This window comes from Leptothoe sp. PORK10 BA2 (assembly GCF_034932105.1).
GTDB lineage: Bacteria > Cyanobacteriota > Cyanobacteriia > Phormidesmidales > Phormidesmidaceae > Leptothoe.
In genome coordinates, this window is sequence record NZ_JAYGIG010000120.1 from 25272 (window position 1) to 46734 (window position 21463).

General features: G+C 52.5%; 17 protein-coding genes. 8 read left to right on the forward strand and 9 right to left on the reverse strand.

From position 1 onward, the window contains the following. Positions 1 to 41: 41 nt before the first annotated feature. The 4 genes from VB741_RS18260 to VB741_RS18275 form a co-directional block, all read right to left on the reverse strand. Positions 42 to 326 carry a DUF427 domain-containing protein gene (locus VB741_RS18260; protein WP_323366628.1) on the reverse strand — a complete coding sequence of 95 codons (285 nt, stop codon included), beginning with the start codon at positions 324 to 326 and terminating at the stop codon, positions 42 to 44. A gap of 112 nt (positions 327 to 438) precedes the next feature. Continuing rightward, the gene (gene rimK, locus VB741_RS18265) at positions 439 to 1362 is read right to left on the reverse strand and encodes a 30S ribosomal protein S6--L-glutamate ligase (protein ID WP_323366629.1); all 924 of its coding nucleotides are present in this window, start codon (positions 1360 to 1362) and stop codon (positions 439 to 441) included. 55 nt (positions 1363 to 1417) lie between these two features. Next, positions 1418 to 1885, reverse strand: a complete 468-nt coding sequence (locus tag VB741_RS18270) for an ATP-dependent zinc protease family protein (RefSeq protein WP_323366630.1) — start codon at positions 1883 to 1885, stop codon at positions 1418 to 1420. Between the two features lie 48 nt (positions 1886 to 1933). Beyond that, positions 1934 to 2779, reverse strand: coding sequence for an Npun_R2479 family HD domain-containing metalloprotein (locus VB741_RS18275; RefSeq protein WP_323366666.1), 846 nt, complete (start codon positions 2777 to 2779; stop codon positions 1934 to 1936). A gap of 448 nt (positions 2780 to 3227) precedes the next feature. Here VB741_RS18275 and VB741_RS18280 point away from each other — a divergent pair, with 448 nt between their 5' ends. The 3 genes from VB741_RS18280 to VB741_RS18290 all read left to right on the forward strand — a co-directional run bounded on the left by VB741_RS18280 (position 3228) and on the right by VB741_RS18290 (position 8728). Then, complete coding sequence (locus VB741_RS18280) at positions 3228 to 4676, forward strand: efflux RND transporter periplasmic adaptor subunit (protein ID WP_323366631.1); 1449 nt, start codon at positions 3228 to 3230, stop codon at positions 4674 to 4676. A 13-nt stretch (positions 4677 to 4689) separates the two neighbouring features. Beyond that, entirely contained in the window at positions 4690 to 7812 is a 3123-nt protein-coding gene (locus VB741_RS18285; RefSeq protein ID WP_323366632.1) for an efflux RND transporter permease subunit, read from the forward strand. A 328-nt stretch (positions 7813 to 8140) separates the two neighbouring features. Beyond that, positions 8141 to 8728 (forward strand): hypothetical protein, encoded by a 588-nt coding sequence (locus VB741_RS18290; RefSeq protein WP_323366633.1) that lies wholly within the window; start codon positions 8141 to 8143, stop codon positions 8726 to 8728. 27 nt (positions 8729 to 8755) lie between these two features. Here the strand turns inward: VB741_RS18290 and VB741_RS18295 are convergent, their stop codons facing one another. Then, positions 8756 to 9190 (reverse strand): hypothetical protein, encoded by a 435-nt coding sequence (locus tag VB741_RS18295; RefSeq protein WP_323366634.1) that lies wholly within the window; start codon positions 9188 to 9190, stop codon positions 8756 to 8758. A 92-nt stretch (positions 9191 to 9282) separates the two neighbouring features. Between VB741_RS18295 and VB741_RS18300 the strand changes: the two genes are divergently transcribed. Then, positions 9283 to 11541, forward strand: coding sequence for a Tex family protein (locus VB741_RS18300; RefSeq protein WP_323366635.1), 2259 nt, complete (start codon positions 9283 to 9285; stop codon positions 11539 to 11541). Positions 11542 to 11635: 94 nt separating this feature from the next. Here VB741_RS18300 and VB741_RS18305 read toward each other — a convergent pair whose 3' ends face one another. Then, positions 11636 to 12619: a CAP domain-containing protein gene (locus VB741_RS18305; RefSeq protein WP_323366636.1), complete on the reverse strand. Its 984-nt coding sequence runs from the start codon at positions 12617 to 12619 to the stop codon at positions 11636 to 11638. Between the two features lie 261 nt (positions 12620 to 12880). Between VB741_RS18305 and msrA the strand changes: the two genes are divergently transcribed. Continuing rightward, positions 12881 to 13345 (forward strand): peptide-methionine (S)-S-oxide reductase MsrA, encoded by a 465-nt coding sequence (gene msrA / locus VB741_RS18310; protein ID WP_323366637.1) that lies wholly within the window; start codon positions 12881 to 12883, stop codon positions 13343 to 13345. A gap of 370 nt (positions 13346 to 13715) precedes the next feature. Here the strand turns inward: msrA and VB741_RS18315 are convergent, their stop codons facing one another. Next, a complete protein-coding gene (locus tag VB741_RS18315) occupies positions 13716 to 13892 on the reverse strand; it encodes a hypothetical protein (RefSeq protein WP_323366638.1) in 177 nt (58 codons plus the stop codon). A 484-nt stretch (positions 13893 to 14376) separates the two neighbouring features. Between VB741_RS18315 and VB741_RS18320 the strand changes: the two genes are divergently transcribed. Further along, the gene (locus VB741_RS18320) at positions 14377 to 14967 is read left to right on the forward strand and encodes a hypothetical protein (protein WP_323366639.1); all 591 of its coding nucleotides are present in this window, start codon (positions 14377 to 14379) and stop codon (positions 14965 to 14967) included. Between the two features lie 84 nt (positions 14968 to 15051). On the opposite strand, the gene VB741_RS18325 is transcribed toward VB741_RS18320, so the two are convergent. Next, positions 15052 to 16539, reverse strand: a complete 1488-nt coding sequence (locus VB741_RS18325; RefSeq protein WP_323366640.1) for an NB-ARC domain-containing protein — start codon at positions 16537 to 16539, stop codon at positions 15052 to 15054. Between the two features lie 225 nt (positions 16540 to 16764). Here VB741_RS18325 and VB741_RS18330 point away from each other — a divergent pair, with 225 nt between their 5' ends. Further along, positions 16765 to 19323, forward strand: coding sequence for a VIT domain-containing protein (locus tag VB741_RS18330; RefSeq protein WP_323366641.1), 2559 nt, complete (start codon positions 16765 to 16767; stop codon positions 19321 to 19323). Positions 19324 to 19460: 137 nt separating this feature from the next. Here VB741_RS18330 and VB741_RS18335 read toward each other — a convergent pair whose 3' ends face one another. Then, complete coding sequence (locus VB741_RS18335; protein ID WP_323366642.1) at positions 19461 to 20252, reverse strand: SDR family oxidoreductase; 792 nt, start codon at positions 20250 to 20252, stop codon at positions 19461 to 19463. A 250-nt stretch (positions 20253 to 20502) separates the two neighbouring features. Between VB741_RS18335 and VB741_RS18340 the strand changes: the two genes are divergently transcribed. Then, positions 20503 to 21450: a glycosyltransferase family 2 protein gene (locus VB741_RS18340; RefSeq protein WP_323366643.1), complete on the forward strand. Its 948-nt coding sequence runs from the start codon at positions 20503 to 20505 to the stop codon at positions 21448 to 21450. Positions 21451 to 21463: the final 13 nt, after the last annotated feature.

The window sequence follows — 21463 nt, forward strand, 5'->3', positions numbered from 1 at the left end:
CTGGGTCTCCTAAAACATGCACCACAAGATTTTCCTCTGACTTAAGCCTCTACGGTGACACCGCGCCAGAACGCGACATAGCCCTTAATGTTGCTGGCAGCCTCTTTGGGTGCGGCATAGTACCAAGCCGCATCCTTATTTTGTTGGCCATCAACGTCAAGGGAGTAGTAGTTGGCCAGCCCTTTCCAGCCACAGGTAGACGTGGTGTTACTGGGCTTGAAGTAGTCCATGTTCAGGGCCTCAGGGGGAAAATACTGATTCCCCTCAACCACTTCACATCGATCACTTTCAGCCAGTACAGCCCCATTCCAAATTGCCTTGGGCATCGTTCCTATCTCCCCAATGGTTTGATCAATGTTTCGATATGTATCGTAACTGATGGTAAATCTTATTTGGCCTGGAGGGAAGGGCCATAGCTATTAGTGGGGGGCAACTGCCCTAACCCTGACCCGGTGACTTTTGCTCGACCTTTTGTTCAGCTTTTTGTTTTGCCCTTTGTTTCTCCAAATACTCAATTATCTTGCTAGCAATATCAATCTCCGTAGCCCGCTCAATGCCCTCTAAACCCGGAGATGAGTTCACCTCGATGACCAAGGGTCCCTGGCTGGCCCGCAGCAGGTCCACACCAGCTACCTGCAGCCCCATGGCCTTAGCTGCCCTAACGGCCGTATCCCGCTCCTGCAAACTGAGCTTGACCCGACAAACCTTCCCGCCGCGATGGACATTAGAGCGAAATTCACCGGGGGCGCCCTGACGTTTCATCGCAGCCACCACCTGGTCATTCACCACAAAGCATCTCAGGTCCTGCCCTTTGGCCTCCTTGATATACTCCTGCACCAAAATATTGACATTCAAACCGCGAAACGCCTCAATTACCGATTTCGCCGCCTGGTAGGTTTCCGCCAACACCACTCCGATCCCCTGGGTCCCTTCCAGCAGCTTGATCACTAGGGGAGCCCCCCCCACCAGCTCAATCACCCCCTCAATATCTTTGGTGGAATGGGCAAACCCCGTGACTGGTAGCCCCACCCCCTCTTTAGACAACAATTGTAAACAGCGCAGCTTATCGCGGGAGCGGGAAATCGCCTCAGACCCATTGGCACTCAACACCCCCATCATTTCAAACTGGCGCACCACCGCTGTGCCATAAAAAGTATAGCTGGCCCCAATCCGGGGGATCACCGCATCCACGTTAGTCAGGGGTTCGCCCTGATAAATCAACTTGGGACAGTCGGCTGTGATGTCGATATAACAGCGCATATGGTCAATTATTTTCATAATATGACCCCGTTTATTGCCCGCTTCCAGCAGCCGACGAGTGGAGTATAGAGATGCATCGCGCGATAGCACAGCAATTTTCATAGCAAGCTCAGAACGAGGTAGAGGCAGTGGGCTATCAGCCAGATGATTCCACCCACTATGATTCCACAGAGTGAGTGAGGAAGGAGGGCTGGCGACGCAGCAAAAACGAATTCCCCGGATCGACTAAACAGCGATCGCGAATGGCCTGCCGCCCCAGCAACATGCGAAACCCCATCTCATCCCGATTGGTTAAGGTCAGCTCTATGGGCCAAATTGATCCCCCTAGGGACAGGGTGGTTAGCACCACGGGCCGTTGTTCCTGGTGTCCTCCCGAATCAGTCACCAAGCGTTGGCACAGCAACGTCGCCTCGGCCTGCACCAGTTTTGAATCATCATGCTGAACCGGAGCAATATGGAAACGTACTTTTTGCCCGCCCTCCGTCTCAAACTGCTCGATATTGAGGGCATGAATGGAGGAAGAACGGGCCCCCGTGTCCACCTTGGCCTTAATTCTGTCAATACCCAACTCGGGCAACATGACCCATTCACGCCAACCAATCAGTAATAAGGGTTGGGCATCCATCTATTCACCGACTCCAAGCCTGTAAAGGCTCAGTATCTAATACCATGGCTAACAAGGGAGTAAATCCCGCTCATATTCCACCATAAAGACATTGGAATAGAGATTAGCAATGATTTGCTTACCCTCCTGGGTGAGAGCCAGGTAGCGCAAACTATCATGAACGTAATGGTGGACAACATTCCAATAAAACTTGGGATAGTTGCTGCGCAGATCGTGGGGAGTGACGTAGTTCAGCTCTTTATTTTGGCCAGTTTCTTCAAACTCATAGAAGAGGGCGCTAATTTTTTTCAGATAGCGTGGATCGCTGAGTTGACCAATTAAATCCGCCGCCCGAATCAGCCCAGGATAGTTGTTGGTATCCTGATGATCTTCTTCCTTGGGCACCGGAAACCGCGTCAACTCAATATTGTTTTTGATCCGCTTTGCATCAATGCGCTGATTGTTGCCAAACCGTTCTTCCACAAATAGTTTGCCCCGGTCCACATGGTAGGGCGTTAGGGCGGCATCGGTGGCCCCAGGGTCGAGTTGGACCATTTCTCCTCTACCGGTGGCGTAGCGATTTTCGTAATCCCGATCATCACGACATACGCCTTTGACATAGCCAATGTCGTGGCACACCAAGGAAATGATGAAATGGAGCCAGTCTTCGGCACTCACCCCCCCTTCACGGGTGTGCTTACCCCGCAAAATCTCTTGGCCCACCAGGGTAACTAAAATCGTGTGCTCCACGTTGTGGTAAAGGGCATCACTATTGGCGATGTTTTCCAAGGCCATGCTTCCAGCCCAGGCAATAATTTCTTCGTAGTCATGGTGCAGCCCACCATAGGTGCGTCGATAGCCAAACCGTATTTTTTCAACGAAATCAGCGATCAGAATCTCGGTGGCATTAAACATGGTATGGACTGCCTTGATGGAGGGAAATAAATGCACAGCGTTTAAGCTGAGCTAACGCTAGCACACTGTTAGGCTACCCTTGAATACGCCAAAGGTCCTGTAATGATATGCCTGCGTAGCCTAGATTGTGTAGGGTTTTCTAGATGGAAGTAAGTACGTAACTATGTCAGTCGTTCTAAACCATATCCAGGTAAACCCTGGGGTTTCTGCATGGACCCTGATTGATAAGTTTGGGACTGAGTAAGTTTGGGATAGATACCTGATTGGACATCCGCTCGATAGACGGTTGTGATATCTGCGAAATCCTTGGGGTTAGCTTGTCAGATAAAACTGGCACCGACTGTGATCACAGTCATCCTGAATTACGCCATAATGACAGCAGGTTTACATTTTCTTAAGATTTCCCGTATTGGGTTGGTCTTGTAGTAGTTCTGGTGATTGCTAGTCTGTGACGTATCGAAATTTTCAAGACGATCCTTCCATTCAAGACGACCCTAATGGTCAGAATGCCCTTGGCACATCTGGCACATCTAACGAGAGTTCTGGGGAAATATTTGGGGAGCGCTCCCTAAATATTTTTGGTGGCACTCCTGCAAATAGCGCCATGCCCAAGCGCTCGGGCCTATCCGGAGTCAGGGGAATAGGTCTGGGGTTGCTGCTGGGGATAGGGGTTTCCCTGTTGGGGGGACGACTACTATCGCGGCCAACGGCGGCACCGACTGAGACCAACGCGGCTGGGGCTGACACATCAACGGCCCCTGGGACTGCCGCCAGTGTGACCGTACAGCAAATCCAAGCCGCCACCATTCAGCAATCTTTAAAGGCGACGGGAACGGTGCAGGCCTTTGATTTACTGCAGGTGTCGCCCCAGGTGGGCGGGCTGCAAATTCGGGAGGTGCGGGTACGGCAGGGAGACCAGGTGACGGCCGGACAGGTGCTAGCGGTGTTCGATGACTCGGTGCTGCGGACTCAGCTGGCCCAGGCTGAGGCCAACTATGCCCAGGCCGAAGCCGAGGTGGTGCAAAAGCAAGCTTCCCAGGCCCAGGCCGAAGCCACCGCCGCTGAAGCCCAGGAAAACTTTGACCGCTACCAATCCCTCTATGACCAAGGGGGAATCAGTGAGGAACAGCTCAACAGCCGTCGGACCCATGCGATTACGGCAAGGGAAGCCGTCAGTGTTGCCCAAGCAGAAGTGCAGAGTGCCCAGGCTGCCGTCAATAGTCGCAGGGCTGAGATTAATCGATTGGAAACTCAGCTAGGACAAACACTGGTCATCGCCCCCGCCAATGGCCAGATTGCTGAACGTCAGGCCAAGGTTGGGGATACCCCATCTACGGGCAGCGCCCTGTTTACGATGATTCAAGATGGTTTATTAGAGCTAGTGGTGGACCTTCCCCAGCGACAGCTAGCGGCGGTTCAGGTGGGGATGCCGGTGAAGATTAGCTCCTCCTCCAATGACCAGATCAGCCTGTCAGGGGTGGTGCGCTCCATTGACCCCCAGGTGAATCAGCAAACGCGACAGGCGGCGGTCAATATTAGTCTGTCAGCCAATGGCCAATTGCGCCCGGGCATGTTTTTGCAGGCTGAATTTATGACGAGCCAACGGACAGGCATGGTGCTGCCCGCTAACGCCATTCTGCCCCAGGCAGACGATAGCTCTAGGGTGTTTACGGTCAACGATGACGACCAGGCGGAACTTGTGACCGTCACGGTGGGAGCCCGACTGGCGGCCACAGATAGTCAACCGGAGCGGTTAGAGATTTTGTCGGGACTGGATGAGGGGATGCAGGTGATCGTGGAAGGGGCTAGCTATTTACAGCCCGGTGACCGGGTGTCAGCGGTGCCGTCTCCTTTTTCTCAATCTGAAACAAAGGCCATCCCCAACCCAGCGGAATAACCGGAGAAACCCCATGAATTGGAATATTTCTGAGTGGGCCATACGCAGGCCAGTGCCGACACTGGTGCTATTTTTGGTGCTCACCCTGTCGGGATGGCTGTCGTTTACTCAGCTGGGTATTGATGCCAACCCAAACATTGACATTCCAGCGGTGATTGTCACGGTGAATCAGCTGGGGGCTGGTCCAGAGGAGATGGAAACCCAGATCACCAAAAAGGTGGAAGATGCGGTGTCGGGCCTTGGCAACATTGATAATGTCAGCTCCACGGTGACCGATGGGAACTCCACCACGGTGATTAGTTTTGACCTGGGGGTGGATACGGAACAGGCCACGAATGATGTGCGAGATGCCGTGACGCGGGTGCGGGATGACCTGCCCCAGGATGCCCAGGAGCCCCAGGTGCGACGGTTAAAGTTTGAGGGGGGACCGTTTCTGACCTATACGGTGAGTTCCGCTACCCGCTCGGTGGAAAATCTGAGTGATTTGGTGGACCGCACCATTGCCACAGAACTGTTGTCGGTGAAGGGGGTGGCCCAGGTACAGCGCTTTGGTGGGGTGGATCGGGAGATTATTGTTGACCTGGATCCGAATGAGCTAGATGCCCTGGGTATTACGGCCACCCAGGTGAATGAGCAGGTACGTCGTTCAAACATTAATTTGCCCGGTGGGCGCAGCAACATTTTAGGCCAGGAGCAGGGGATTCGCACCCTAGGCAGTGCTGCCACGGTGGAGATGTTGCAAAGCCTGGGGGTTAATCTGCCCGACGGCGGTACGGTGCCGATCCAAACCTTGGGCCGGGTGCATGATGATTTTGGCGAGGCGCGACAGTCGGCCTATTTGGATAATCAGCCGGTGGTGTCGTTTTCTGTGTTTCGCAGTAGTGGCAGTTTGCTGGTGGAGGTGGAGGATGGTGTGAAGGATGCGATCGCATCCCTCACCGACACCCTAGACGACGTCCAGTTCGACCTGATCTACACCCGCGCCACCGATGTGCGCAATTCCTACAAGGCCTCCATTGAGTCACTGATCGTGGGTTCCATCCTGGCGGTGCTGGTGGTCGGCGTATTCCTGCGCAACTGGCGCACCACATTAATTACCGCCACCGCCCTCCCCCTCTCCATCATCCCCACCTTTCTGGTATTGAAATACCTGGACTATACCCTCAACAGCATGACCCTGCTGGCCCTCACCCTAGCGGTGGGCAACCTGGTGGATGACGCCATCGTAGAAATCGAAAACGTGGAGCGCCACATCGCCATGGGCAAACCCCCCATGCGCGCCGCCATGGACTCCACCGCCGAAGTGGGCCTAGCGGTGGTCACCACCACCGCCACCATTGTGGCCGTGTTTTTACCCGTGGCCTTTATGGGGGGGGTGCCCGGTCAGTTTTTCCAACCCTTTGGGGTGACCGTGGCCGTCTCCACCATGTTTTCCACCCTGGTGGCCCGGCTGATGACGCCGATGATGGCGGCCTATTTATTGAAGCCCAAACCCATTGATGCCCAAGCATCCCATCAATCCGATGGGTATCGCGTGGGGGATATTTACGTGCCCAAGGGGTTGCTGCCCTACTTCCGTTTAGTGCGGGGAGCGCTGCGGCACCGGGTGTTAACCGTGGGCCTGGCGGTGGGCTTTTTCATTGCCAGTCTGATGTTGTCGCGGTTTATCCCCACCAGCTTGTTTGCCGCCGGGGATACGGGACTGTCTAACTTAAGTATTGAGCTACCCCCCGGTAGCACCCTGGCCAAAACGGAGCTGGTCACCCAGTACATTAGCGATCAGCTCAAGACCCATGGGGCGGTGGACAATGTATATGTTTCCCAAGAGCCAGCTCAAGCCTCGGCCGTAGCCCGGCTCCAGCCCAAGTCCCAGCGGGTATCACGGGAACAGTTTGAAAACGACATGCGCCAGATGTTTAAGCAGATCCCTGGCACCCGCATTAGTTTTGAAAACCAAGGCGGTGCGGGCGGCGGTGGCAAAGCCTTAGAAATTACCCTGCGCAGCGATAACCCGGCGGCATTGAAGGCCTCCTCCGATGCCTTAACCCAGGAAATACGTCAGATTGCTGGGTTGGTGGAAGTCAGCTCCAGTGCCAACCTAGTGAAACCCGAGATTTTAATTCGTCCCGATGCTCAACGGGCGGCGGATTTGGGGGTCACTGTGCGAGACATTGCTAGTACAGCATCCCTGGCCACCTTGGGGGATGCGGAATCGGACCTGGCAGAGTTTGACGTGGGGGACCGGCTAATTCCCATCCGGGTGCGGTTGGCCTCGGAATTTCGCAATGATCTCTCCACCTTAGAAAACCTCAAGGTGCTCAACAACCGAGGGCAACTGGTGCCCCTGATTGCGGTGGCCGATGTGGACTTTGGCAGTGGTCCGGCCCAGGTGGATCGGCTGGATCGATCGCGCCAGGTCACCATTGGAGCCAACCTGGATGGCATTACCCTGGGGCAAGGTTTGGAACAGATTTACGCCCTACCCGCCTTTGTTAATTTGCCTGAAGGTGTGTCCCAACAGCCCTCCGGCGATGCGGAAATCATGCGGGAGGTCTTTAGTCGGTTTGGCATTGCCCTGGCCACGGCCATTGTCATGATCTATGCCGTGCTGGTGCTGTTGTACAACAGCTTTATCTATCCCTTTGCGGTGATGGTGGCCCTGCCCCTGTGCATTGGTGGGGCACTGCTGGGATTGATGATTGCCCAAAAGCCCCTGGGGCTATTTGCCCTAATCGGCATGGTGCTGTTGATGGGACTGGTAACCAAAAATTCAATTTTGCTGGTGGACTATGCCCTGATGGCAAAGGCAAAAGGGATTTCTTTGCGGCAGTCGGTGATTGAGGCGGGACTGACCCGACTGCGACCGATTTTAATGACTTCGATTTCCACCATGGCGGGCATGGTACCCATTGCCATGGAATGGGGAGCCGGTGGCGAAACCCGTAGCCCCATGGCGATTGCCGTCATTGGTGGATTTTCCACAGCGACGCTGCTAACACTGGTGGTGGTGCCCGTGTGCTTTACCTTGATTGCCCAGTTTAATGATGGGATTGGCTCCCTATTGGGACGATGGACGGGGTTGGGTAATGACCGCGAGACTGGTCAACCGGAACCCATGACCACGGGCGTTAAATAGGCTGTGGTTGGGCCAAAACAGACCGCCCTGGGATAAATGCCGCCCTAAGCATGGGCAATGTTAGATAAAGTCTCGAACAAATGAATTCCCGTGGGTGAAAATTTCGTAAATTCACCGCCAAATGCTCCATGATTTCCCTGATGTGTAGTTAAGTTAAGCATAGGGATTTATGCCCGTACTGATGCCATACAGATGCCCGTACTGATGCTAAACGTATCTGCTGCGGGGATAGATATCCATGGTTATGGGTAATTTTATCGATTTAATTTATCCATTAGATTCGCGTTTCTGTTCATCTTTCTCAATCATTTAATTTCCATCATTTAATATGACCTCCCCTCAACCTACTAATTCAACCTCTCAACAGGCACCCGTTGAGCAATCGGCACCCGTTGAGCAACCGGCACCCATTGAGCAACCGACACCCATTGAGCAACCGACACCCGTGGCTCAACAGGCACCTGTTGAGCAATTGGATAAACCGTTGGCGGCTCCACATCCTGCCCATTTGCCCCAGAAGAAAAAAGGGACCGGCAAGGCTTGGTTGATGATATTGACATTTTTGGGTGGGGGTACTTGGTTGGCGTTATTTGTGGCCGGCATGGTGACCTTAGGCGGCGTACCCTTTTCAGTTGTTAGCCGAGTGTTGGCTACTCCGGATACCCGTAGAGCGTTATTTACCTTCAGGGCAACCCACCTCCATGACCTGATGAACGATATGGGTATCGAGGAGGAAATTAAGCAGTACCACAGCAAGCATATTAAAGACCCCGTGGAGTTGGACCAGCATATTCACCAAGTTCTCTATAATTGGACCCGCTATGTGGGTGAAAATTATGTGGTAGGGCCGAGGGGAAAACTGATTCCGAAAACCTATGACATCGTTGATGAAATCTATGAATGTCCTGAATGTTAGAGCCACACACCTGGGGCAGTCAAAGCATTAGAACGCATTACGAATGCCAAAGGCTTGCTGGACGGGGGGTTGTAAAAAATAGTAGATATAAAAACCACTGAAGGCAATAGAAGCCAGGCTGATGGGGCTTAGGAGCAGCAGTCCGCCCAGGTTGCCAAAGATGCCTAGGGCTTGTAATCCCAGGTTTAGGTACCAGGCCCAGGATTTTAGGGCCCATAGCCCCACTGCGATCGCAGCATTGCCGATGGCCATCACCAGAAAAATGCCCCCCAGCACCTTGGGGAAGGTTTCGGGTACCCCCGCCGGTAGCTGATCTAAAAAGTCCGACATCTCAGCATCGAGGCGCATTTCACCAAGAATCAGCTGGCCCAGGAAAAAGGTGCCCACACTGATTAGGGCGAGGAAAAGGGCTACGAGGCCATCAATTACTGCCAGGACTGTCACACCGATGGGCCGTTGCATAATTTTCACTAACTACACCTACTTGTAATTCAAGGTATATCAAAATTGCTAGGTATAATCATGGCTGCCTATGCGTAGGAATTTAGCCTGTTATGCAGTTTGCTTCTGTTATTGCCGCCGATTTGTCCGTCCGCTCTGCCCAGGTAGAGGCCGCGCTGGAACTGCTAGAGACCGGGGCAACGGTGCCGTTTATTGCCCGGTATCGCAAGGAAAAGACGGGGGAGCTGGATGAACGGCAGCTGCGGCAAATTGAGGAGCAGTTTGCCTACCTGACGGAGCTGACGAACCGCAAGCAGACAGTGCTGGAGTCGATTGAGAGCCAGGGTAAGCTGACACCGGAACTGCGCGATCGCATTACTAAATGCATGGTCAAAACAGAGCTGGAGGACCTGTACCTGCCCTATCGGCCCAAACGTCGCACCCGGGCCACCATTGCCCGCGAAAAGGGGTTAGAGCCCCTGGCAGAGCAGATTGCCCAGCTGAATAAAACTGGCGAGGCGGTGAAATCCCTGGATGACCTAGCGGCAAACTTTATTACGGATGAGGTACCCGATGGGGCGGCGGCCCTGCAGGGGGCATCTGACATTTTGGCGGAGGGGATTGCGGAGCAGTCGGACCTGCGGGCCTATGTACGTCAGACCCTACTAAAAACAGGGGTATTTAGCTCCTCGATTAAGCCGGACTATCCCGAGGGCAGCACTAAGTATGAGATGTATCGGAACTATGAGTGTGCGATCGCAAAACTAGCCCCCCACAATTTACTGGCCCTACTGCGGGGAGATAAGGAAGGCATCCTCAAGGTCAACCTCATCGGGGACGAGGACAAAATTCTGGAGCATCTGGCATACAGCCAGATCCGCACCAAGCAGGCCAATGTGGGACAGTTTTACCAGGCCGTGATAAAAGACGCCTTCTCTCGGCTCATGAAAACCTCCCTCACCAATGAGGTAATTTCCGAGAAAAAAGCCTGGGCCGATGGAGAATCCATCGACACCTTTGCCGTCAATATCAAAAATCTGTTGTTGGCCGCTCCCGCCGGGATGAAACCCACCCTGGGGGTGGACCCTGGCTTTCGCACAGGTTGTAAAGTCGCCGCCATTGACGGCACCGGCAAGTTCTTAGAATACAAACCAATTTTTCCCCATACGGGTAAACCAGAAGCAGCAGCCAAGATTCTCACAGAGATGATCAAGCGCCACCATATTCAGCTGATCGCCATTGGCAATGGCACCGCCAGCCGAGAGACCGATGCCTTTGTCGCAAATGTGATCCGAGACCTAGACCCCAAGCCCATCAAAGTGATGGTCAATGAGTCCGGGGCATCGATTTATTCCGCCAGTGAAGTGGCCATATCTGAATTTCCTGACCTGGACATCACCGTGCGGGGGGCCATCAGCATTGCCCGTCGGCTCCAGGATCCCCTGGCAGAACTGGTGAAAATTGAACCCAAGTCCATTGGCGTAGGCCAGTATCAGCATGATGTGGACCAGAAGCAGCTGAAGCAAAAGCTAGACGCCACAGTGGAAAGCTGTGTGAACTATGTTGGGGTGGATTTGAACATCGCCTCCCGCGAGCTGCTCACCTATGTGTCGGGGGTTAGTTCAGCCATTGCCAACAACATTGTTGCCTATCGGAATGAGCATGGGGCATTTTACAGTCGGCGACAGTTGCTCCAGGTGGCAAAGCTAGGACCCAAGGCCTATGAGCAATGTGCCGGATTTTTACGCATTCGGGATGGAAAAAATCCCTTAGACAATACGGCGGTACATCCCGAGAGTTACGACACGGCAACAACAATTTTAAAGGATAAAGGTGTAGACCTAAAGGCGGGGCTGAGGGAGCTAAACTTAGCGAATTTAGACCTGCAGCGATATGTGACCGATGCGGTAGGACTGCCCACCCTGCGAGACATTGTGAAAGAACTAGAAAAACCGGGGCGGGATCCACGGGCCGAGTTTACCTATGCCAGCTTCCAGGAAGGGGTGAATGAGATTTCGGACCTGAGGGAAGGCATGGTCCTGGAAGGGGTGATCACCAATGTGGCCAACTTTGGGGCGTTTGTGGATATTGGGGTGCATCAGGATGGGCTGGTGCATGTGTCGCAACTGGTGAATCGGTATGTGAGCGACCCGAAGGACGTTGTGCAGGTGGGGCAGGTGGTGAAGGTGAAGGTGTTGGAAATTAATCAGGAGTTAAAGCGGATTGGGTTGAGTATGAAGGCGGTGGACGGGGACAGCGGGAAAGCTGCCCCGCAGCCGAGTGGGAAGCGGGCGGTGGAGAAGGCGTTGCCGAAAGCAGCTAGTTTGGGGGATTTGCAGATGAAGTTTAGTCGCCCGAAACGGCGGAAATAAATTTATCGAACACCAAAGCCGAATGCCGTAAACCTAATGCTTCTAGACTGACACTCCCCCTTTTTCTCAAGACTTTGCGATCTACTAAGGATGGTTAGTTCTCTCTCCTAGGAAAGATTATTCCTAACGCCGCTGTTAGTAACCCTAACGCCATGGCTGGTTCCGGCGTACTCATGGGTTCATTGCTTAGGTGAGCTGACAGGACGGCCTGGGTAGCGGATATTTCTACTGCCACCAATTCGGCCTCAACCTTACCTAAGGCATAGGCCGTCTGGATTTTTTTCCCAATCTCCCCATCCCCCACAGCCAAGGCATCAGCCGAAATATCAGCAGTAATGGCCCCCTGGATTTTTTCCCCAATCTTCCCATCCCCCAAAGCCAAGGCATTAGCCGAGACATCAGCGGTAATGGCCCCACTGAGCACCGCCGTGTCACTACTGGCAATATCACCAATACTACAGTTACTAGGACTATAGGCCGCTTCAATATCGGTGTTACTATCCGTTGGTCGACCGAAGTCTTGGACCCAGTAACTATCAAAGTTCGAGCTGCCATTGGCACCAGGCGCTGGATCAAAAAACAACCCAAAACCCACATCAACATAGTTTGGATTAAGTAAATTAACCCGATGTCCGGGGCTATTGAGCCAATCCGCTACCACGTCTTCAGCCGAGTTATATCCGGCTGCAATGTTCTCGGCCGCTGAACTAAATCGATAATTCGTAGCCCGAATTCGACTAGCGACGGTCGACAAACCATCAGGACTGGTATGGGCAAAGTAATCCCTATTGGCCATGTCCTCCGCATGGCCCTGGGCCATCTGACCCAGTTTACGAGAAAACCGTAGTGTGGAAACCCCATGGTCAACACGCACTTGATTGGTTACCGCCAGCAGGTCATTAAAAATAGCCTCTAACTCGGTGTTACAGGATGGTGTGGATACGGCTACGGGTGTTGCTTTTGGTGCTGTTGTTTTCGGAGTACTGTCATTGCTATTGCTTCCACCGCCGCCCCCACCTCCACACCCCGTGAGCATGACACCGATCAATAAAATACTGGCTAACGATCTAAACCCCATGAAAATTCTGTCGAAACGGCTTGAGTCAAACTTTTGGTAGAACCCCGTAAACAGCCACCTCCCCTCTGGAGCGGTGTTAAACTGGAATGGTGTGAGACGAACCTGCCAACGATAAGTTTGAACAATTAATTTAGTTTTATCGACCGTTGCACTACTACATAGGGGTGGTTATGATTCATCACCTCTCCTTCAGTGGAAGTCACACCATCGGAGATTACCCAGTCGGAGATTACCTAGTCGGAGATTACGGAGATCTGGAAAATGACTTCAATAGCTACATTCGGCGCAGGCTGCTTTTGGGGGACAGAACAAGCATTTCGCCAACTCACCGGCGTCACCCATACCTCGGTGGGCTACATGGGGGGACATTTTGAAAATCCCTGTTATTTAGATGTGCTCTCTCGCATTACGGGCCATGCTGAAGTGGCCCAGATCAGCTACGATCCAGCGGTGATTAGCTATGAAACCCTGTTAGCAACATTTTGGCAGATTCATGACCCCACCAGTTTCCATCGACAGGGAGCCGATCGTGGAGAACAATATCGTTCAGTAATTTTCTATCACACCGATGAACAGAGACAGTGGGCTCATCAGTCAAAACAGTCTATGGCCAGTCATTACCCTAAGCCCATAGTTACTGAAATTGTTGCGGCATCAGCCTATTGGCTAGCGACAGAAGAACATCAACAGTATTTTGAGAAGAAAACAGCTAGGAAACTCCTGTGAGTTTTAGCAGTTGTTAAAATATAGGCTCCGAAGAAACACAAACTAATCAACTCTAAAAGAGGCTGATTGGCGATAAAGTGGCGACAACTGTATTTCTTTCAGGTTTAACGATTAGTAAACCCCTACCCTTTTGCTCCAATAGCCCTGTCACTTTGAGTGCAGGTTGAGCCGGTGCTACCTCGACCGGTATAAGTTCTGAATAGGTTCTTAACGAAAAAACGATCCTCTTTTTTCAAGGGTGAATAGCCAAAAAAATAACAAAAAAATAGCCCTGTTAACCTTTAATGGCTAAACAGGACCACTTTACATATAACTATCAGGGCAGAAAACTCAGACGCCGAGTAATTGCCGCTAGATAATGAACTTGAACCTACTTGGACTGGGTATCAAGCTGGTCTAGACGCTCAGCTTGAATATCTTTAACACTCTTGGTCTGGTTATCTAGGTGCTCAAGGCGCTGCTCTTGTAGCTTGTTACCACCGGCAACATCCTTTAACTGATCATCAGACAATTGCTCATCGGAAACGCTCTTGCTTTGCTCTTCCATGGAAGTTACCTCAACGTAGAAACAACGAAAATATTGTCCTGTTGTCAAACATGTAACGCAGGACTTTCCCATCATATCGACCACAACCAAAAATGGTAGTGGTTTCGCTGGTTTCTCAGGAACTTCTAATAGTGGGTTGGAATTCAGAGAGGTTTTTAATGTTTTATTAAGAGATTAGGGCTTATTTGTAATGAGTTCATATTAAACCTCAGGGAATACTGAGAATTTCCTGAGAATTTGTCTTGACAACAGAGTTTTTTATGATCAGTTTTGTTGCATGCATAGAACCTTAGTTTTAATGCTTAGAAGAATCTTAAAAATAGGCTAAACCTAGGTGCAATCGTGACCAATTTTGCTTGGGAGTTGAAGTGATGCTGAGAATAGTCTAAATGTTTCTTAACATTTATAAAGCCTGGGGTTAGATGGATTTTGATGAGTACGATGGATAATGGAGTTCCAAGCTTGGAAAAGGGATAGTTGATAGATGGGTGATAGTAGTATCTTTCGTCAAGAAGCGTTAGAGAGATTGTCTTCGCCAGAGCAGCTGGATCAGCTGATGCAGATTGTCTCTCCCCGTAGTTGGCTGCCGTTGGCCACCATCGGTGGGTTGTTGGGGGCAGCAATTTTTTGGGCTTGTGCAGGTCGTATCCCAGTCACCACCAGTAGCCATGCTATTTTGGCCTATGCCGAGGGTGACTCGGGAGAACTGGTGGGGGTGGCCTATTTCCCGACGGGGGAGTTGGCTCAGATTGAACTGGGTATGGACGTACTGCTGATTCCTGATGTGGAAGGGAACAAGCAAGCCGCTGGTGGCATAGAGGGGAAAGTGAGCAAAGTATCTTTACCCTCGGTGATGACCTTGGATGGTGTCCGGCAGCTGGAAGATCCGGCAGCAGATACGACGATTGAGGTCCTCATAGAGCTGACGCCCGATTCCAGTACCAGCAGCGGTTATAAATGGTCGGCCAGTAGCTTGAACATGATTCCCCTGGGTGGCATGCATGCCACCGCTCGGGTCACCTTGGATGAAAAGGCTCCACTGTGGTTTGTGCTGCCGTTTTTGCACCAGTCCTAGGACATATGCATAGGTCGAACTTGGAAAAATGTGGGGTAAGCCCATTTTGGGGGTAGCTTTGTCGGTGCGCTCCCTAAACCCCATTTAAAATTCCATTAAAATTCCATGCCGAAGTATCGCTAAGTTAAACATTAGATAACCCACGGTGCTGGAGGGTTCTTGTTTGGTTTGCTGTAGCCAGGTTTCGATTAGGGCTGATAGTGGCTGAGTCCCTAGCTGTTGATAGGTTTCCAGCAATGCCGTGAGCACTCGATCCCCCAGGATATCGTCAGTACCAGGACGGATCAGACAGTGGGTTCTCAAAAGTTGAAAGCACTGAATTGTCTGCTGCTGCTCTGCTTGGCTCAGCTCCTGGGTAATGGCTGCAACCAGGTGCTCCATGGCAAAGGTCATCACCATGGGTTGCAACCCAAATAAGGGCTCCTCTGTAAGAAAATGCTGGGTGATGAGGGAATGCTCGACCAGGTAAGACAGAGCCTTAATCACTCCGGCAGGGTCAGGGTTGAGCAAATGGGTTTGTAGCCGACAGAGGGAAATTGGTTCTTGCCAAATAGCCAACCAAAAGAGAAGTGTTTTTTCCAGGGGTTCAAGCGTCTCAAATTGTTGTTGGCAGAGTAAACGGATGGGATCTGGCAGAATAATTATCTCTTGTTCTAAAAAGGCGGCTGTTTGCCCCCTAAAGACAGTTTGAATCGTCGCGACCACCAGCTTTAGTGCAAGGGGGTTATAGCTGTAGATCCGGGCTAGGTTTTTTAGCTGATAGGTTTGGCCACCACAGCCATGGGCGGCCAGCAGCTGGGTCGCCGCATCGGCGGACAGACCGGCGAGGGGCAAGTGGTAGGCTCGGTTTAAGGTGTGAAATTGAGGGGGTAATGGTTGGCGGCTAATGACTAGTAGACAACTGCCATGGCGAGAGCGAGAAATTCGATAGAGGGGGTCTAAGTAGGTTTGGATTTGGGTCTCGTCTAGATCGTCTAAGATAATCAGTCTACGGTTCTGCATCGTTTGGAGGAGTTGTCGCACCCCCTGATCCACTGTTTCTATGGGACGACCATCGAGGAGGTCCGTGAGTAGGGCCTCCAGAGGCCTATCCATCGAACGCCAGATAATGCTTTCGAACTCTGTTTGTAGTTGTTCCGCCAGGGCTAATGCCAGGGCAGTTTTACCATGCCCCCCCGGGCCGCTGATGTTGATCAACTTTGCGGTTTCCGTGACTATCCAGGTCTGTAGCTGCTCCAACTCTGGCTCCCGGCCGTAAAATTGCTCAATATCTGGGGCCTCTCCCCAATCCACGTTTCCAGGCTTGGGTTCCAACTGCCATGATGGTTCTGCTATGGGTGCAAAAGACAGTTCGGCGATGTCTTGCCAAGTATCAATGCCAATGGTGTGGCAGATGGCGATAAAGGCCTCTTGTTGGATGCGTTCACCGCGCCAAAAGCGACGTAGGGTCGCCCTGGACGTGTGGGCATCCTGCCACCAGCGGGCGGTGCTGGTTTTGGTCCAGCCCCGGCGTTGTCGGGCTTGATTTGCGATCGCAAGCCCCTTTTCCGAAGCCCTAATAGACTGCCCCATACCAACTCCACCTGATTCATCCTGGGTCGGGTTTCCCCTGGTCTGCTCTTATCTCTATTCTGACCTAACCACCCCATTCCCCACTATCGGCAAAATCAATGGGCAAAATCCACCTGAGCCAAAAACTGAGTCAAACTGAGGCCATGAACTGAGCCCAAAACTGAGTCCATGCTGCCCGCTGGCTTGCTTAACCTGGAATCAGTTCACCCTCCTAGAGGTCTTATCATGGTCTATACATCCCTGCCCCAAATCCCTGAGCTGCCCGCTGGTCTATATGTGCTATGCCCTGAACAGCCCCTGGCATTCCCCCTGAAACATACCGCTGTCAAGGCAAAGGTCAGCGGCAATATTTCCCGGGTGGAGGTGACCCACACCTTTGAAAATCCGTTTACCACCATCCTTGAAGCCACCTATGTCTTTCCCCTGCCCGATGAAGCCGCAGTGGATACCATGGTGATTCGGTTTTGCGATCGCACCATCCAAGGCCGCATCGAACAGCGCGAAGCGGCCCAGGCCATCTACGAGCGGGCCAAGCAACAGGGCCAAACCGCCGGACTGCTAGAGCAAGAACGGGCCAATATCTTCACCCAGTCCCTGGCCAATATCCTGCCAGGGGAGGAGATCGAAGTGATGCTCAGCTACAGTGACCAACTGGCCTACAAACAAGGCTCCTACGAGTTTGTCTTTCCCATGGTGGTGGGACCGCGCTACATACCCGGCCACCCCATGGCAGAGTCAGAAACCCATCGAGGATCTGCCCCAGCACCGATGATGCTAAACCAGGATACGGATTTAGTCCCCGATGCCAGTCGCTTAAATGCACCGATTTTGCCCCCTGGGATGCGGTCCGGCCACGATATTCAGGTGACGGTGGACATTGAGACCGGAGGCCATAGTTCCAACCTCATCTCAAACCTCATCTCAAACCTCCAGTCCCCCTCCCACCAAATCGTAGTAGATACCCAGGAAACCCTCACCCGCATTACCCTGGCCCCCAGTGACACCGTGCCCAACAAAGACCTGATCCTGCGTTACCAAATCGCGGGGGATACCACCCACACATCCCTGTTAACCCAGGCCGATCAGCGCGGTGGCCATTTTGCCGTCTATCTGATTCCCGCCCTCAGCTATGACACCACCGCCTACATTCCCAAAGACATGGTGTTCTTAATCGACACCTCCGGTTCCCAGTCAGGAGCCCCCTTAGCCCAGTGTCAGGCCTTAATGCGACGCTTTATTACAGCCCTCCATCCCCAGGACACCTTTAATATTGTTAACTTTGCCAACACTACCCAGCAGCTGGCAAAAGTCTCTTTGCCAAATACCCCCCACCATCGCCAACAGGCCCTGACCTATGTGGATCGACTCCGGGCCGGGGGTGGTACCGAGATGATGCGCGGCTTTAAAACGGTACTCAACTTACCCCAGCTGGACCCTGAACGGATTCGCAATATTGTTCTCTTAACCGATGGCTACATTGGTAACGAGACCCAGATCTTTGCTGAAGTGCAGCGTTCCCTCACCCCGTCTAGTCGTCTCCATAGTTTTGGTGCCGGGAGTTCCGTCAATCGCTTTTTGCTCAATCGGGTGGCCGAGTTGGGCCGGGGCATTAGCCATGTGGTACGCCATGATCAAGCCATTGACCAGGTGGTAGATCGGTTCTTAAACCAAATCAACAATCCGGTCCTTGGAAATCTCTCCCTCCATTGGGAGGGACCTGGCACAGCCCCCAGTTGCTATCCCCTGGCCCTGCCGGATTTATTTGCCGAACAACCCCTAATTTTGTTTGGCCATAAGCCCGATCAACAACCAGGAACGTTACGCATTACCGGTATTGCCGCCGGTGGGCAACCCTTTGAACAATCCTTTGCCGTTGGGTTTGAACCGGCGGGCAATCCGGCCATTGCCCAACTGTGGGGTCGGGCCCGGATCAAAGCGTTAATGAACCAAATGGTGAACGGTGAGACCACCCAAGGGGTGGAGGCCGTCACAGCAACCGCCCTGGCCTATCAGCTGTTGTCCCAGTACACCGCCTTTGTCGCCGTCAGTGATGATGTCCGGGTAGAGCAACCCCATGACGCTGTTGCCGTCCAAGTGCCCGTGCTGATGTCAGAGGCCATGAGCTATGAGGGCGTGTTTGGAGCGGCGGTCAGTGCCCCCCTATCCAGGAGTGTTCCCACACGGACTCGCATGGAGATGCCCACGGCAAAAAAATCAGCGGCGGCCCGGCTGGGGGGACTGTTTCAAAGACATTCTGCCCCCCAATCCGAAAGCCTTGAAGTGGGGCAGGCATTTGCCCCGGCACCGCATGATATGGGCTCGGCTCCATGGCCAGGGACAACAGGGGACAGTTTTGCAGAAGTTGCGGCTGAAGAGCTGGATCTGCCCCTGGGGGCATCCGTCCCCTTAGAAGATGAGGAGCTGAGTGACACTACACTGCTAGAATCTGCCGTCGAGGGGAATCGGGTTGTCAGGGGGTCGTCCCAGCCACTAAAATCCCATCAGCTGCTCCAGATTCTAGAGGCAGACGGTCTTGAGGACCCTGTGCTCGAACAGCTCAAACAATATTTGGCAGATCTAACTCTGATAAATCCCCAGTCAGGAAACCTCGTATTTGAACTGGTGATCCAACAGGGCCGGGTCAAACGAGTAATGCTGGATGAAGCGGCCTCGGCACCGCAAAACCCCGAGGTGATTGAGAAAATTCGTTGCAGGCTCCTCACTTGGCACTGCCCCCAGACCCTCACCGCCCCCTTGCGCTTAGCACTGCGTCTACAGCCTTAAATCTCTGGAGGGTAGACAACAAATGTTTCACAACCCTAGGAGATTTTCGCCTGGCATGGTTGAGTGATGGCCTGGGAGAGAAAAACGTGAACTTCATGGTGTCTAAACACCGATGTTTAGACACCATGGAGTTTCACTCACAAACCCGGTTGCGTTTGCGCAAATAGAGCATTGAAATCATTCTTGACTGATGACTGATTCAGGGTTTCTGGTTTGGAAACCAGATCAAAGGCTTTATTGCGGGCACCAGGTTCTAGCAGTGCCTGCACCACAACTTCAGCCACATCAGCCCGAGGGATGGAAGTAGTCAGGCCCTCCGGTGGATGAGCGAGCAGCACATCATTTTTACTGACCACAAGTTCACGCTGATCACCGGGTTGGTCCAGCAATCCACCCGCTCGAATAATGGTGTAGTCAACCCCCGAGTCAATCAGATACTGCTCTGCTTTACGCTTCCAGATCAAGATATTGCCATTGCCCATGGTGTTGAGAAAATGGTTTTCATCTGTTCCCCCCATGGAACCTACCAGCACAATCTGTTGCACGCCTGCATGTTTAGCCGCATTAATTTGATTTATTTGCCCCTGGTAGTCAATCTGCTCAGGCATTTCCCCGGGTGCGAATGTAAATTCTGGTCGCTGTCCAGGCTGGGCTGGGGGCTTCATTTGCGGCGTTGCACTGGTGAGGATGACTAGAGCATCACAGCCTTCAACGGCAGGAACTAAGCTCTTGGGTTCAAGAATATTACCAAAGAAGAAATTCTGAGTTGAGCCAAACCGTTCTACAGCTTTTTGGGAAGAACGAGCAAAACCTCTGACTGAAAAAGATTCGGAGCGTGATTGAAGTTTTTGAACCACCAAGGCACCGGTTCGTCCAGTTGCACCTGTGACTAGAACTTGAAGCGGATGGGACATGGAAATTGGGGGCATAGGGTGGGCAGTACTTAGTATAAAGACTTTCTGAATTTAGGTATTTTTCTGCAGCATTTACATTTCGTTTTGAGTAAGAACAGTTACAAAATCGGGTGTTCCGCCAGCCAGAAAATCCCCATGGCGATCGACGGTATCGACCTGAATTACCTAAAATTTTTGGTTCAAAGGTTAATTGCAGCCGCTGGACTGTGTTTCTTGGCTGTGGATTTGGCACAATAGCTGAGAGCGCTTAAAGAGGCCCGGCACCATGGATACGGAAATGCCATCGTTTAGCATCGTCATTACCACTTATAACCGGTTGGAATTGCTGAAACGTGCGATCGCAACCGCCCTAGACCAGACCGTCCCCTGCCAGGTAATCGTGGTGGACAATGCCTCCACCGATGGCACCCAGAGCTACGTCGAAAGTCTGGGCGATCAGGTGCTGTACCACCGTAACCCCACCAACGCCAACCACTCAGGAGCCGTCAATGCCGGGGTGGAACTAGCCACGGGCACTTGGATCAAACTAGTGGATGACGACGATTATTTAGCCCCCACCTGCATCGAAACCCTGATCCAAGCCATTAAACAACGACCTGGAGCGGTGATTTGCTCCTGCCAGGCCGTCCAGGTAGATGGTGACGGTCTAGAACTCAGCCGCACCCCCATCACTGGCCCCGGTCAGGTATTTTATATCCCCCAGGCCGACATCCACTACGGCATGTTTCTAGAAGTAGTTCCCTTTGGCACCCCGATCCAGGTGGCCGTACGTCGCGATGCCTTGATCAAATCCGGTGGCTGGGATCTAACCATGACCGGCTTTGACGACATTGACTCCTGGATTCGAGTCGCAGACTACGGCGATGCCCTATTTATTAACAAATGTCTCACCTATCGCACCGTCTGGCCCGGCGGCTACGATCAAAAAATTACCCTACAGCGCCGTCTGGACACTAATATTTTGATCAAGGAACGGATCTACCAGCACATCAGCCCCAAGCATCAAAATAAACTACCTCAGCTCCAGGATATCCGCCAGTACCTTAGCCTCCATTGGATGATCGTCGCCCTCAAGCAAAAGCAACTGTCCACCGCCCTCAGCTTCGGCCTACCGGCCATCTTCTTCCCCAAAGCCTGGCAGTTGCTCCAACAAGCCATCAGGTTTCGTAAACAAATGTCCCTATCCCCCATCGCCAAAATAGTCCTCCAGTAGCTGAGGGTCCCCC